Below are 14,528 nucleotides of genomic sequence, written 5' to 3' on the forward strand. Positions count from 1 at the left end.
TTTTTGATGACCTGGTTGCAAACAGGCCCCACGTTCGCATTGACGCTCTTGGTCTTCTTTGCCCCAGGTTTGGCTATATTGACTGCTGCAGGTGTCCGCCGCCTGAACCTCGTCGCGCTTGCGGCTCCCGTTTCGTTCACGGTTGCATCCGTCCTTGCCCTCGTTCTTGGCAAGGCAGGAATCCCCTTCAACCCGCTATCGTACTTCGCGGCCAGCGCCGCCCTGTCGCTGCTCGCCTACGCTCTGAGGTATGTCCTGCGACGTCGCGCAGGCCTGGCCACGTCAGGGGCCGATTTCGGCGTTCTCGGGGCGAACAGCCTCCCTGCAGCGTCATCCAAACAGCGCTGGACCAGGCCGTTGATACTCGTATCCGCTGTCGGGTTCCCTGCTTTGATCGTGACGTACCGCTATTTGAAGGGTTTTGGAGTTCCCGACAACTTGTCCCAGACCTTTGACAACGTCTATCACCTCAACGCGGTCAGATTCATCGCTGACCACCAAATGGGCTCCTCACTGACCCTTGGAAACCTCACCGACGCGTCTGCAGGCTTTTACCCGGCAGCCATGCACGATCTCATGGCACTCGTATTCATGATGGGCTCGCCTTCGGTGATGCAGGCGATCAACATTGGCACTGTCGTGATCGGAGCCTTGGTCTGGCCGTTATCCTGCATCTTCCTCGTCACCCGGATCATTGGCAACCGGCCCGCGGCGGTGCTGCTCGCAGGCGTCCTGTCTGCCGGCTTCAGCGCCTTCCCGTACCTTATGGTTGCTTTCGGGGTCCTCTATCCGAACCACGCAGCCATCGCGCTGCTCCCCGCCGCCCTCGGCCTCGTCATCGAGCTCCTCGGTCTGTCGCGCGTCAAGCCGACATCGTTCTGGCCGCCGCTGTTGGCATTGGCCGCAGTCGGACCGGGACTCGCATTGGCCCACCCAAGCGCCGTCGTCGCCTTGATCGGCTTCGCCAGCCCTTTGGTGCTGGCCCGTCTCATCCGGAGCTGGCAAGGATTTCGAAAGGGACTCGAAACCGGGCGGAATGCGCTGCTCTGGCTTGGCTTTACCGTGGTTTATCTCATCGTTGGCGCCACGGTTTGGACTTTGGTCCGGCCCAGCCTTGCATCTGCCCCTTGGACCCCTTTCCAGTCGAATGCCCGGGCCTTGGGAGAGGTTCTGGCGAGTGCGCCTATGGGGACCACTGCGGCCTGGGTTCTGCTTATCTGCACCATCATCGGCATATACGTCATCGCAAGACGACTCAACCAGTTCTGGTGGGTTCTTGGCATGTACGCCATCGGCGGCACCCTATACATAATCGTCTCGGCCTGGGGCCTGGGCGACTTCAGGACATTCTGGACCGGCGTCTGGTACAACGACAGTTTCCGCCTTGCAGCGCTATTGCCGACTGTGACTTTGCCTGTCGCTGTTATGGGTGCAGAATGGCTGATCTTCCGGCTACGGGCATTCTGTGACTATTTGGTCGCCACCGGGCACCAGAATCCATCAGAACTACCCGGGTTCCTCCGTCCGGTCGCTTCCAGGCTTCCTGCCTTCACCGGGATCGCTGCCTCCGTCATCGTGATCTTCATGCTGGGCATCGCCGCGCAGGGCGGCACGTTGTCCAACGTCCAGCAGAGACTGGATACCATCTTCGTCACCAACGACAACTCTTATCTCCTGACAGCCGACGAAATGGCGATGCTCAAGGCCGTCCCGGACATCGTCCCCCCGAGTGATGTCGTCGTCGCGAATCCTCGGACAGGTGGATCCCTCGTCTATGCCGTCTCGAACCGCAACACCGTCGCTCCACATATTTTCGGGGACCGGACCCCTGCCGAACAGTATCTGCTGGACCACTGGGACGAGGCAGCCTATAACACCAAAGTCTGTCCCCTCATCCACGATCTGAAGGCTTACTGGGCCCTTGATTTCGGTGACTTCGAAGTTGTTCCCGGAGATGCTCCCTTTACAGGCCTGAGCACACTTGCGGACGGCAGTGCGCCGGGAATGAAGTTGGTAAAAACCATCGGCAAAGTTCATCTCTACAAGGTGAATGCATGCACCTAGAACCGGTCGGCAACGAACTCAAATCCAACCATGTGAGGACATCCACGATGCGCGGGAGCAGTATTTCGTTCATCTTTCCGATCTTCAACGAATCCGGGAACATTCCCCTGCTTTACGAGCGGGTGTGCGAGGTAGCCAACAACCTGCCGTACGCCGTGGAGCTGCTCTTTGTCAACGATGGAAGCAAGGACGACTCCCTCAAACTGCTCAAAGCACTCCGCCACGATGACGAACGAATCATGATCATCGATTTCGCACGCAACTACGGTCACCAGATCGCCGTAACCGCCGGGCTCGATGCAGCCACGGGCGACGCAGTCATCGTGATGGACAGTGATTTGCAGGACCCTCCGGCGGTTGCCCTTGAACTCATCAGCCAGTGGGAAGCGGGCCACGATGTTGTCTATGCGCAACGACGCACCCGTAAAGACTCCCCCTTCAAAAAAGCTACGGCGTCAGCTTTCTACAAGGTCCTCCGCCGCGTGTCGGAGATTGATATTCCCCCGAACACCGGTGATTTCCGTCTGCTAGACCGGCGCGTCGTGGATGAAGTGAACAAATTCCGCGAGCACGACCGGTTTATCCGTGGCATGGTTGCCTACGTTGGTTTCAGTCAAGTAGCCGTCGAGTTCGACCGGGACGAACGCTTTTCCGGTACAACCGGCTACCCGCTGCGCAAGATGTTGAAACTGGCGGCAGACGGGATCCTTGGATTCTCCACGTTTCCACTAACAATCATTGCCCGCGTCGGCTTCGGCGCCGCGGCGCTCAGCGTCGTCGGCGTGCTCTACGCGCTGTTCATGAAACTCTTTGTCCCGACGGCAGTCATCGAGGGTTGGACCTTCATTGTCATCTCAGTCCTCTTCATGGGCGGACTGCAACTGATCATGCTGGGCATCCTCGGTGGCTACATCGGCCGAATCTACACCCAGGTGCAGAACCGCCCGCTGTATGGCGTACGGAAGATCTACACGCGAACGAGCCAGAGGGATCGCGCAGAGTGAGGTCTGGTACAAGGCCAAGCATGAGTGTGATGACCACAGCCGCGATCAAGCACTCGGCGGCGAAGTTCATCATTGTTGGACTAGCAAACAATGCGGCAGGCTACGCAATATTCGTTGTCTTGTCACTCATGGGCGTCGGTGCGCTTCCCGCCATGACCTTGTCCTATGTCGTCGGGATGGGAATCAGTTTCACAGCCAACCGCAGGTGGACGTTTTCCCACAACGGGAACATCGGCCCGGCGCTGCTCCGCTTCTTCTGCGTCAACGCCGTCGGCTACAGTTTGAATTTCTTTCTCCTGTGGATTTTCGTCGGAGTCCTGTCATGGCCGCAAATCCCCGTCCAGTTGGGTGCGATCTCTCTAGTGGCAATCGCTACCTTCGTCCTGATGCGTCTATGGGTCTTCAGGGCCACGAAGGAACGCGAACGTGACTGACACGCATACAAAGCAAGCCAATCGCACCACGCAATTTCCGCGCGCACGAGCATTAAGGGTTCTGGCAACGGTCGGGGCGGGTTGCCTCGCCTTTTTCCTCTCCCGGTACTTGATCCCCAACCTGGCCTTTCAGTGCCTGGCCGCTGTGGCCGCCGCAATAATGGTGGGCGATTCCGACTTCATCAAATCTTTCTACGCCCGCGTATTCAGCCTGGAGTTCCTGAAGCTCAACAAACGAACCGAAACTCACTGGCTGCTGCGCTCATCACAAGTCCTTTTTTGCGTTGCCATCGGGCTCTTCCTGATTGGCGCTTTGTTCCATCCTGTGACTTGGCGGGACTTTTACAACACTGGACCCATTGTGATCGGAAGCTTCGTCACGGCTCTGGTTCTGCCTTCAATCTTCCGGTTCGCCCAGCGCGCGGGCGCCCTGTTCGACGCGGTATCGAAGTCTTTCCAAGTGGTTATCCTCGCCTGTGTGCTGGCCCTGGCGTCGACGATCCAGATTCTCCTCGGACACGCCATCCAGTTCATCCCTGAATGGGATGCTGGCACTGTTTTCAAGAATGCGGCGGGCTTGGCGACAGGAACGCAGACCACCTTGGATGAAGACTACTTCTCCATGTACCCAAACAATGTCATGCTTGCATTGCTCCTTAGGTCGTATCTTTCCCTGATGCACTCATGGAATGTCACGGACCTTTATCTGAGTGCAATAGTGCTGAACTCAATGGCCCTGACTCTCAGCCTGCTGTTGACATTCCTTGTGGCCCGCAGAATTGCCGGCAGTTCCATGGCAGTGTTCACCTTGGTTCCGGCGTTTGCCTACATCGTCCTCAGCCCCTGGGTCTCCATCCCTTATTCGGACACCTTGGGGATGGTTTTCCCTATCCTGATTCTCTACCTTTTTCTGGTGAGCCGAACAGCCAAGGCCCCGGCGGCAAAATTGGGTCTTTGGGCCGCCATGGGAGTATCGGCCGCAGTCGGCTTCAATATCAAGCCGACCATTGTTTTCGTGCTTGGCGCTGCCGTCGTTGTCGCTTTCCTGACCTCGAACGTCAAGCGCTTCGGGTTGAAGCGGTTGGTTCTCACAGTAGTGGCCGCCGCGGTAGCCTTCAGCACGTTCTTTGGTGGAGGCATTGTGATCACAGCTCTCGAGTCGAACAGCGGGGCGCTTAGCTTCGACATCAACCATGACGACAAGGCTTTCCCCGCCACTCATTTCTTGAAGATGGGGGCCACTGGGGACGGTGGATTTAACCAGGACGACGTCATTGTGAGTCGCTCCATCACGTCGCCGTCAGAACGGTTCCAAAATGGACTGGACGTCTATTTTCAACGCGTTGGGGCGATGGGGCCCTGGAACTATTCGAACTTCCTGTTCACTAAAGGCAAAGCGATTATCGGTGACGGGGCGTTCTCCGTCTGGGGCGAGGGAATGTCAGCTGGTCCGGTCAATTTTGAGGCGACTGACGGACTGAGCGTAAAGATTCGAGACTATTTCTACTTCGAAAGCCCGAACTTCACCTTCGTCAAGGGATTCTGGCAATCGGGATGGTTTGTCATCCTGGCTTTGGTTGCCATCCCGGCATTCGTTCGCGGCCGTAATCTGTTCGGGTCCGCCGGATCAGTCATGAGGCTATCCTTGCTCGCCCTGGTGGCCTTCCTGCTCCTGTTTGAAGGTCGGTCGCGCTATTTGTACATGTACATGCCATTCTTCATCCTTTTGGCATCCATGACAGTGGCAACAATTTCCCAGAAAGCAACGGCTGTGGCGGGACAGTTCCGCCCCGGAGCCGCTACTTCAGACCGCTAGCCGCTCTTCGTGGTTCCGAGTTCCCTGTTCGACGGCGTCATCCGGCAAGATGCCGATGCTCCCCTGTCGTCCACGATCGCGCGACAGAGACAGCCGCCGCCAGGAACGTACGAAAAGAATTTGCGAAGGCGACGCCCCTGAACACGACGCCCTCGCGAGGGCTGTCAGGCATTTAGCCCGGCATCTGCGATCTCGCCGCGTTGAACCGGGCGATCATCACAGGAAGCATCGAATGTATGTAACTGCGGGCTGCGTGATCCCGGTCAAAATAGACGTGCAGACCGCCGATGACCGCATAGCATTTGCTCTGGTCGCAGAACTGGTCGGAAAAGTCGAGCAACTTAACGCGGGGGTCGTCCATCTTGACCACTGTGTCCGCAATGGGATCCGGCGGGAGAGCATCAGTTCGGGCGTTGGCACATGCCATTGGATTGGAAGCATTGAGGGCAACGCAATCGGGCGTGCTGTGCGACAACGTCAGAGGCGTGTCCCTCAGCACGAAAACTTTGGTGCCCACGCCCGACCAGCTGGCAAGCGCCTTGCTCGCCAGGTCGAAGTACTGACTACCTTGGGAACGCCCCGAGCCATCGTCGATCGTCTCCCCTGCCCCGAAGGACGACACGAAGACCATGTCAGGCTTTTCGACAGTAATCCGAGCGGTCAGTTTGGCACCCCACTCAACACACTTCTGTTGGATTCCTGGATCCAAGGTCGGTGCTCCCAGGAATGCAATGCGCTTGGCACCCATAAAAGGGCACCCGCCCAGGAGGCTCACCCGGAGATTCCATTTGTTCTGTCGGGCAAGTTCATAGATTGACGTCTTCCACTGTTCCGCGTGGGAGTCGCCCACCAGCCACACCGTGGCCGTGGCCTTCGCCCCGCCCGTGAAGTCGCAGTCCGTCAATAGCTTCAGGTCACGGACTTCGATGGGGTCCGGGGCAGCGGTGCATTCCGGTGTGTCGAACCACGGGGCTTCGTCCTTGCCAACGTTGGCGAGGTCCGGGGCCCTGAACGCGTCTTGGCAATTGTTGGCCGGATTCATGCTTCGCGCACCGTAGCAAGGCTGCGAAGAGAGTGACTGGCCTTTGAGTGCCTCGGCGTTTTGCGCCTGACCCATCGCAACCAGCATGCTGGCTCCGAGGGCACAAACGATCGCCATGGCCAACGCCATGGCGATGAAGGTGGTACGTGGACGTGCCCCCTTCAGGAGTTTGGTGCGGCCTGGATCTTCGACGAATTTCTTGGAGAGGAAAGACAGCCCGAGTGCCGCAGCGATCAGGCATACCTTATCCAGCGAGCTTGGGACGCGACCGAGGAGCGCAGGAGCGAGAACTACCAGCGGCCAGTGCCACAGGTAAAGCGAGTAGGAGACATCTCCGACGAACTGCACCGGCCTCATTGCGAGTGCCGTGTTCGGCGACCACACGGGACCTCGCGGTCCCGAAGCGATCACGAGGAGAGTGCCGGCCACAGGCAGAAGCGCCGCCACGCCAGGGAAATAGGTCTGCTCGTTGTAGTTGACCGCAGAATATGCGATCATCCCATAGCCCAGCCATTGCGCACCGCCGGATGTTGCCCAGCGGGTGAGCGGGCCGAGACGTTCAAACCATGCCGTTCCGGCAATGGCAACCAGTGCGCCCGCCGCAAATTCCCAGACTCGGGCAGGGGTGACAAAGTACGCTTGGCTCTTATTCGTGAAGGTAATCCACACGCAGAAGGCAAACGCGGCAGCCCCCAGAACTGCCATCGCCAGGACAAGCATCCGTCGGTGGCGGAGTCTGAACCTGGTCGCCAGCATGAACACCACCATCAACAGCAACGGCCACACGAGGTAAAACTGCTCCTCAACGGACAATGACCAATAGTGCTGAACCGTGGAAGCGGCGTCATTGTGGGCAGAATAGTCAACCGATTTTGCGGCAAGGAGCCAATTCTCCACGTAGAGGACAGACGCCATGGTCTCCTGCGCTATGGCCTCCCAACGCGAAAACGGAAGCCACAACCAGGCGGCCGCGAGCGAAAGCACGCCCACCAGTGTCGCGGCAGGCAGCAACCGCTTGACACGGCGAGCATAAAAAGCGCTCAGCTTGACGCGGCCGGATCGTTCCAGCTCGCCCAGCAAATGCTTTGAAATCAAGTACCCGGAGATGACAAAAAAGACGTCGACGCCAACATAGCCTCCAGGAAGCCGGAGCGGCCAGAAGTGGTTGATTACCACTAAGCCCACGGCGATGGCGCGAAGAGCCTGGATGTCCTTGCGCACACCGTTCGCAGGCAGCGTCCGACGCAGGGGGGGCGCCCCTGTTGCGACTTGCTGAGTCACGCAGTCTCCTCAACCGACGATGTACTTGAATACCGGACCAATTGTTGTGGCCCGTCTAGCTGCTGTGCTTGGCGCCGTAAGCGGCTTGGGCAAGCTGGGCGACCATGTTGCGAGCCAGCCATTTGACCGAAAGCGGAGACGCGGCATTGAGCGCCAGCCCGTTGTCGTTAAGGTCGGCGAGAACAGAATTCTTGGCCTTGTGCGCGGGCACTTGATTCAGGACACCGCTCCCCAATACTCCGGCGCGCTCGTTGTGCTCCACCACAAAAATTGCGATGTCAGCGCTCAGTTCAGAAGCCCGGCTAGCAGGCCATTCATAGGTTTCAGGCCCGGAGCCGCCAGGGTGAACTGCCCTGCCAGACGCCTGGATAACTCCCATGGACTTCGCGGGCACAATACCGAACTCCTCCAAAATCCGTACCGGGTTGGACTCCGGGCCGAACACTTCGAAGCTTGAGCCAAGCGCAGAGTGGACATTCGCGACCACAAAACTCGAGTTCTTCAGGTCTGGATAGCTCGGCAGTTGTTCCGAGATGCTGGCTTCGGTTGCCTTCCGGACCTCTTCGGCTTTCGCCGTCCTGCCGAGGGCTTTGCCGACCATGGCCAAAACGGTGCGCCAGTCGGTGGCCATCGGAACCTTCGGGTAGGCCACAACGGGCGCAATTTTGGCCAAGACGTCATAGTCCTCGCGGGTGAGTCCCGAGTTGCAAGCCAGGATCAGGTCCGGACCCATCCCGCTCAGATCATCGACAGGGAGCCCCTTGGCTTCATCGAGGAGCAAGGGGACGGCAACACCGAAATCAAGGAGCGCAAGGTCAAACCAAGGCGTTGATCCATTCGGCTTGGCCTGCGATAGCGGCATAGCTGTTGGCACTACGCCGAGCGCCAGGCATGCATCGTTGGAGCCAAGTCCCAATGTCGCGATCCTGGTTGGTTCCCTCGCGATTGTCGTGTCGCCGAACGCGTGGGTAATCGTCACCGGAAACGCTTGAGGTTCAGCTGCCGTCGACGGTCCGCTCCCCGCGGCCTTCCCACCGCAACCGGCCAGGCCCAACGGGACCAGCGGAAGACCTGCAAGTGCCGCCAAGAACGAGCGCCTTCCCGTCAGGTTCTTCCGGCCCGGGTTGCTGTCAGTCATCGTTGGCATTTCCGTTCTCAGTCATTGTGAAGCCCTCGATGGGTCCTGCACCTCAAATCCACTCCGGCGTAGTCCAGTCTTCGCCAGAGGAGGCCGATTGTCGGCTTCCCCAGTTTACCAAGCCAGGGAAGCAGCTCAGCGCACCACCCCGCTCGCCGGTCCGTCAGCGGCAGGCGTTGAACTTGAAGAGCTTCGCCTCGCCATGCTGGGACAGCAGGCTGACCGTTCCCGATTCGGCCAGATTGTCCAGCCCGGGCGCAGGGTGGGACCCACCGTTGACCTCTTGCGTACCGAAATCAAGCACATAACCCACGCCCAAAGCATGCGCGGCGGGGCACACGGCGGGATTGGTTTTTGCGTCACGAAGGTGCGCCAGTACGACGGCGTCTTCCGGACGAACGTTGCTGCTCAGAACGTGGAGCTCAATTGTCGTCCGGCCAGCCAAGGCATAGGCAAGGGCGCTCCCGTTCCATGGGTTGGCCGCGACCACGGCATTCTCGGGCACAAGCGCGGGCATATCCTTGAGCACCGCCATCTCGTCACTCGAGATCAACGGAGAGTCCGCCGTGAGCTCATAATTGCGGTGCGCACTGTCTGTTGCGTACTGAACGTTGCCGAATTGCGTGAGGAGGACGAGCAGCGCGGCCCCTGCGACGGTGAAGACCTTGGCAGGCACCGTTGAGCGGACGCGTTCGCGCAGCTTTGACCTCAGGTAGACGATGACCCAGACCGCACCTACGCTCGCGAGAACAAGGGCCACGGTTGGGATCAGGGCAGCGAGCCTGTAGCTGTCGTTGTACCAGACACCTGTAAAAAAGTCCCTTATGCGTCCTGGCCGGAAGGCGGAGACCACTTCGAAAAAGAAACAGAGAACTGCGAATGCCCCTAAAAGCCACCACTGGCGCCGGCGGGCGAGGACTGCAATCCCAACGACAACAAGAACGGATACCAGCAGCGCAGGCGGCCGGTTCATCAGGGAGTTTGTCGCGAGTTCCCACAGCGAACCGGCTGGCGAATTGATGGGCGGCCAAAATGCCGTGGCCGAGTCAGGCCTGATGGACTGCCAAACGATAGCAAGCAGTACCAGGCCAGCCGCCAAAGCTACGGACCAGGCGACGCTCCTCCGACGGTTCGCCTGCCAGTTCAATCGCCACACGCTCCACGAACGCGCATAAACATAGCCGACTGCCGGAACCAGAATTGCAAGGAATGCCAAAAAAGTACTCGGATGTGCCAAGGCTATGCCAGGGCTGGCGATGACCAGGGCAGCCAGGATCATCATCTTCGGCAGCTCAACAGAGATGGAAAGCCCCAGTACCCAGATTCCCAAGACCAGCATCCCGGGAAGCAACGCGATGGACAGCAGGTTCGGATAGAGCACACCGAAATCCGCCATCATGAGCGGGAATGCGCCAAACGCGGCGGACATGGTGCCTGCGGTAACCATGGCCAACTTCGACGTGCCGATCACTTGCCGACAAAGCAAAATCGATCCCAAAGGCCAGACCACTGCGCCGATGATCACGTTGGTAGCATTCACTGCGACCGGTATGGGGACGCCGGAGAGCTGCTGCGTCAATGCCACCACCGCGTGCCAAGCCGCGGGATAGAAAGGGATTCCCGTCATGGACCCGACCGTCAGGGAAGAGGCTTCCTGGGTGTGCTCAATGTAGGCAACCGCATTGAGGTGGAAGATATTGTCAAACGTCTGCGAGATATTCCCCGGAGATCCAATCGCATACAGCATTCTTGAACCGATAAGTATCGCGGCCAGGGCGACGCCCAGCAGGGCAGCGGTGCTGCCCGCGGTCCATCTACGGGCGGGAGCTTCGGGGGGGACTCTTCGATGGAGAATGCTCCGGAGGCGCCAGACGACGAGTCCAGCCAGCACTGTCAGGACGGTTACCGGCAAAATCGACCAGGGCACCGAGACCAGTGCTGCGATGATCGCGCCGACGGCGATCAGCGAGACCGACAACAGCGGCGCGATGGCGATCAGCGTGAATCCTCGGGCCCGCAGCGCCCACCCCAGAACCATCCCAGGTCCTAGCAGTACGAACAGGGCACACGCGATCGCGGGAGCTGCGTCTAGCCACTGCAATTCACTCAACTCCCCTCAGCCGTGCAGCCGCTGTCCCACTCACGCCGCGGTGGCCGATCGCCGTCGAAGCTCCTTCACTACAGCGTGCACTTCGCCGTCCATGATGATCTGGCCGTGCTCCAGAAGAACACCCCTTTTGCACACGGAAGCAACCAGATCCAAGTCGTGACTCACCACGAAAAGCGTCTTGCCGGCGTCGGCTAGTTCGTTGATTTTGAGGATGCACTTGCGCTGGAAAGGTTCATCGCCCACAGCCAAGATTTCGTCAATGAGGAAAACCTCAGGGTCGGTGTGGACCGCGATCGAGAAGGCCAGCTTCAAGTACATGCCGGAGGAATAGAACTTGACCTCGGTATCGATGAACTCGCCGATTTCCGAGAACTCGACGATCGAATCGAACATCTCGTCGATCTGGTTCTGGCTCATGCCCAGGATCGCGCCGTTGAGATATACATTGTCCCGGCCGCTGAGGTCGTGATGGAATCCCGCTCCGACCTCGATGAGACCTGCAACTCTCCCCCGAGTGTGAACGGTACCCTCATCTGGCTGAAGCACACCTGAGATGAGCTTCAAAAGAGTTGACTTCCCGGAACCGTTTAGCCCAAGCAGAGCCACGGTTTCGCCCTGTTCGACGTCAAGCGAAACGTCCTTCAGCGCATCGAACTTTTTGGAAAGGTCACCTTTGCGCCCGGTCAACAACCAGACGATCGCTTCCTTCATGCTGCGGGTGTGGCGAAGCACAAACTTCTTCCGCAAATTCCGACATGTGATGGCTATGCTGTCGGGGACTCCCGCGGGTACGGACATTTCAAAGCTCCTGGGCAAAATGTACAGACAGCTTCATGAAAACCAGCTGTCCAATCACGAGGACGAGTGCAGCCACCCCGAAGGCAGCCGGGAACCAGATGGTGAGCAGGTCCGGCGGCATGGAAATCGACCCCGCCTGAGCGGCGCTCAGGGTTGGTGACCAAAACGCCCAGTGGAAGATTTCGACGGCGACCGTCACCGGATTCAGCTGGTACAGGAAGAACCAAGGACCCATGACCCGCTGCACCATCGGCCACACGTAGAGGACAGGCGAGGCCCATGTGACGATCATGAGGATCATATCCACGATGTTCTCGGAATCACGGAAGTACACGTTCGCAGCGCCGAACAATAAGCCGAGGCCCGTGGAAAGAATCGCCGTCAAGACAAAGGCTCCAACAACAGCCAGGAGTTGCCAAATGGATGGACTCCAACCGCTCAGCAAACAAGCGCCGATCAATACCACGACCTGCGGAAGCAGGTGGGCTGCTGAAACCCAGATCGTCGAAACCGGGAACAGCTCCCTGGGTAGGTAGATCTTCCGGATAAGATCTCTGTTGTCGACAATGGAGCGCGTGGCGTTGCCGAGGGACTCCGTGAAGAAGTTGACGAGCACAATTCCCGCAAAGAGGTAGATCGCATAGTTGGGGGTTCCTCGCTGCATGTCCAGGAAGACCCCAAGCGCAACGAAATAGATCAGGAACTGCATCAACGGCTTCACGTACGACCACAAGAGTCCCAGCACCGACCCGCGATAGCGGATCTTGATCTCCTTGCGCACCAACAACTGCAGCAGGAACTTGTGTTTATAGACGTCAACGATGCCGCGGCCGCGGCCCGGTTGGACCAAGTCGGTCACGGGCTGTGTCATCTAGCGCCCTTTCTCGTCGGCCAAGCCAAACGTCTTTTTCCAGGCTTCCATGGATGTGATCTCCGGCAAGGCCTTACGGTACTGCTCGGAGAGCTCCTCCCAATGGCGGTAAAGCTTGGCGTGTTGCCGTCCTGCTTCAGCCAACATGGACCTGAGCTTCGCAGGGTCACGCTTGTACCAGGAAGCCGCGGTGCCATCGGCGTTCGAGACAACGACGCTGTCATAGTGCGCCAGCCGGAACCATCTGTTGTCCCGGTGGGCCAGGAAGCCTTGGGGTCGCTCCGCTGATTCCTGAGCCGGCTTCTTCACCAACTGGCGGGCAACAGTGCTGACTCCCCACTTTACGAGGTCCTTCTTGTTGGGAAGTCCGATGGGCTTGAGACCTGAAGGCCCGCGACCCAACGCCGGGGCCGGAAAATCATCCACGTTCTCGCGCATCTCAGCATCGGGATATTCGGACTTCAGCGCATTGATCTCACCGAGCTTTGTGGCGATGTTGCGGTGCAGGTGCTCTGGTCCGAGGAAGAGGTCCTGCAAAGCATCGAGCCGCGAATGTTCGGTGAAGTACTGCATGGAAACCAAGTGCTTTACATCCGCTTGGAACGACTCCCGGATAACGCGTCCCCCCTTCTTGTAGGGGCTGTAGATGAGCGTCGTGATCAGGCGGTTCCTGCCATGGAAATAGGCCTGCCAGCCGACGAGGTCGTCCTTGTCGATCCAGGAGACATGCCAGACGGCGGAGCCGGGCAGGGAAACCGTGGCAAAGCCGGCTTCACGGGCACGAAGTCCGTACTCGGCGTCGTCCCACTTGATAAAGAGCGGAAGGGAAAGCCCGATCTCGCGGATGATCTCCGTCGGGATCATGCACAGCCACCAGCCGTTGTAGTCGACATCGACGCGTCGGTGCAACCACGGCGTCTGCCGAAGGTTCGCGACGCTGAAGTCGTGCCGCATCTCCATGTCCGCATGGGGCATTGCAGGCACAAAGCGATATGGATCCACCACTTCACCGAACGTGTGAAGCACGCTCCGACTGTAGAGGTCGAACATGTGCCCACCGACGATGGTGGGCTTACGGCAGTGATCCGAGAAGGTCAGCAAGCGCGCAATACTCTCGGGCTCGATCACGACGTCGTCATCCAAAAGGAGTGCGTAGTCGCTGCCGTTCTCCACCGCTTCGTACATACCGCGCGAGAAGCCACCCGAGCCGCCGAGATTGGCCTGGTCGATGATCCGCAGTTTGTCACCGAGGGCTGACTTCACGTCGGCAAACCCTGGCTGCTCGGCGACCTTTTGCGTTCCTTGGTCCACGATGAGGATTTCCTGGACGTGCTCCAGCACCTCCGGATGCTCGGAGAGAATCCGGGCGTTGTTGAGACAGAAGTCCGGCTTGTTCATGGTGGTGATCTCCAGGGTCACCTTGCCAGGGTTGCCTTCGCGCTCTGTGCCCTGCCATTCCGCTGAATCGAGCGTCAGCTCTTCACGGCTGGAGGCGAGATCGAACCAGTACCACCCTCCGTCCCCGAAGGGCTTGAGGGAGAGCTCGAATTCGGTGACAGCTGCTCCCTGGACCCGTGCCCCATCAACGCGCTGGAGAGTACCCCGAGCGTTCGACTTATAGACCGTGACCGTGCCATGGCCCGTTGTCCGGACGACGAGGCGGATCGATTGCAGATCCGTCCAGCGCCGCCAATAGCTTGCAGGAAAGGCGTTGAAGTACGTTCCGAACGAAAGCTGCTCGCCCGCGCGGAGCCTCACGGAACTCCGGGAGAGGACGTCCTCAAAATGGACCTCTTCACTGCCCGAACTGACGAAGTGAAGTTTCTCCTCGGTCGACTTTGGGTTCCTAGCGAATTCGTCGTTCTCGCGGAAGCGAATACCGTTTGCGGGGCCGGCGTCGACGTACAACGCTGTAGTGTCTAGCTGATCATCAGCTGGCAGGATAACCCGCTGCAATACTTGCATCTTGG

The 14,528-nt window shown here is 58.9% G+C and carries 10 protein-coding genes; 4 read left to right on the plus strand and 6 right to left on the minus strand.

Annotation, left to right across the window (positions count from 1 at the left end; genetic code table 11):
- Window positions 1–6: 6 nt before the first annotated feature.
- From LFT47_RS14600 to LFT47_RS14615, 4 genes are read left to right on the plus strand one after another with little or no spacing between them, the layout of a single operon-like run.
- Window positions 7–2,064, plus strand: coding sequence for a DUF6541 family protein (locus LFT47_RS14600; protein WP_236811877.1), 2,058 nt, complete (start codon window positions 7–9; stop codon window positions 2,062–2,064).
- Entirely contained in the window at window positions 2,055–3,068 is a 1,014-nt protein-coding gene (locus LFT47_RS14605; RefSeq protein ID WP_236811878.1) for a glycosyltransferase family 2 protein, read from the plus strand. Before LFT47_RS14600 ends, LFT47_RS14605 begins: the two co-directional genes overlap by 10 nt.
- A gap of 29 nt (window positions 3,069–3,097) precedes the next feature.
- Complete coding sequence (locus tag LFT47_RS14610) at window positions 3,098–3,502, plus strand: GtrA family protein (protein WP_236811879.1); 405 nt, start codon at window positions 3,098–3,100, stop codon at window positions 3,500–3,502.
- Window positions 3,495–5,318 (plus strand): hypothetical protein, encoded by a 1,824-nt coding sequence (locus LFT47_RS14615; RefSeq protein ID WP_236811880.1) that lies wholly within the window; start codon window positions 3,495–3,497, stop codon window positions 5,316–5,318. Before LFT47_RS14610 ends, LFT47_RS14615 begins: the two co-directional genes overlap by 8 nt.
- Window positions 5,319–5,490: 172 nt before the next feature.
- Here LFT47_RS14615 and LFT47_RS14620 read toward each other — a convergent pair whose 3' ends face one another.
- The 6 genes from LFT47_RS14620 to LFT47_RS14645 all read right to left on the minus strand — a co-directional run bounded on the left by LFT47_RS14620 (window position 5,491) and on the right by LFT47_RS14645 (window position 14,523).
- Window positions 5,491–7,641 (minus strand): acyltransferase family protein, encoded by a 2,151-nt coding sequence (locus tag LFT47_RS14620; RefSeq protein ID WP_236811881.1) that lies wholly within the window; start codon window positions 7,639–7,641, stop codon window positions 5,491–5,493.
- 55 nt (window positions 7,642–7,696) lie between these two features.
- Window positions 7,697–8,779 (minus strand): ABC transporter substrate-binding protein, encoded by a 1,083-nt coding sequence (locus LFT47_RS14625; protein ID WP_236811882.1) that lies wholly within the window; start codon window positions 8,777–8,779, stop codon window positions 7,697–7,699.
- A gap of 163 nt (window positions 8,780–8,942) precedes the next feature.
- Complete coding sequence (locus LFT47_RS14630; RefSeq protein ID WP_236811883.1) at window positions 8,943–10,817, minus strand: DUF6541 family protein; 1,875 nt, start codon at window positions 10,815–10,817, stop codon at window positions 8,943–8,945.
- A gap of 102 nt (window positions 10,818–10,919) precedes the next feature.
- The gene (locus LFT47_RS14635) at window positions 10,920–11,687 is read right to left on the minus strand and encodes an ABC transporter ATP-binding protein (RefSeq protein WP_236811884.1); all 768 of its coding nucleotides are present in this window, start codon (window positions 11,685–11,687) and stop codon (window positions 10,920–10,922) included.
- Between the two features lies 1 nt (window position 11,688).
- Complete coding sequence (locus LFT47_RS14640; RefSeq protein WP_236811885.1) at window positions 11,689–12,558, minus strand: ABC transporter permease; 870 nt, start codon at window positions 12,556–12,558, stop codon at window positions 11,689–11,691.
- The gene (locus tag LFT47_RS14645) at window positions 12,559–14,523 is read right to left on the minus strand and encodes a glycosyltransferase (protein WP_236818598.1); all 1,965 of its coding nucleotides are present in this window, start codon (window positions 14,521–14,523) and stop codon (window positions 12,559–12,561) included. It lies immediately after the preceding gene.
- Window positions 14,524–14,528: the final 5 nt, after the last annotated feature.

This window comes from Arthrobacter sp. FW306-2-2C-D06B (assembly GCF_021789175.1).
Classification (GTDB): domain Bacteria; phylum Actinomycetota; class Actinomycetes; order Actinomycetales; family Micrococcaceae; genus Arthrobacter.

What these genes read in the sequence shown, in the direction of transcription:
- LFT47_RS14600 (WP_236811877.1), top strand. Translation starts at nt 7, where the DNA reads ATGACCTGGTTGCAAACAGGCCCCACGTTCGCATTGACGCTCTTGGTC.
- LFT47_RS14605 (WP_236811878.1), top strand. Translation starts at nt 2,055, where the DNA reads ATGCACCTAGAACCGGTCGGCAACGAACTCAAATCCAACCATGTGAGG.
- LFT47_RS14610 (WP_236811879.1), top strand. Translation starts at nt 3,098, where the DNA reads ATGACCACAGCCGCGATCAAGCACTCGGCGGCGAAGTTCATCATTGTT.
- LFT47_RS14625 (WP_236811882.1), bottom strand. Translation starts at nt 8,779, where the DNA reads ATGACTGACAGCAACCCGGGCCGGAAGAACCTGACGGGAAGGCGCTCG.
- LFT47_RS14630 (WP_236811883.1), bottom strand. Translation starts at nt 10,817, where the DNA reads ATGGTTCTGGGGTGGGCGCTGCGGGCCCGAGGATTCACGCTGATCGCC.
- LFT47_RS14635 (WP_236811884.1), bottom strand. Translation starts at nt 11,687, where the DNA reads ATGTCCGTACCCGCGGGAGTCCCCGACAGCATAGCCATCACATGTCGG.
- LFT47_RS14640 (WP_236811885.1), bottom strand. Translation starts at nt 12,558, where the DNA reads ATGACACAGCCCGTGACCGACTTGGTCCAACCGGGCCGCGGCCGCGGC.
- LFT47_RS14645 (WP_236818598.1), bottom strand. Translation starts at nt 14,523, where the DNA reads ATGCAAGTATTGCAGCGGGTTATCCTGCCAGCTGATGATCAGCTAGAC.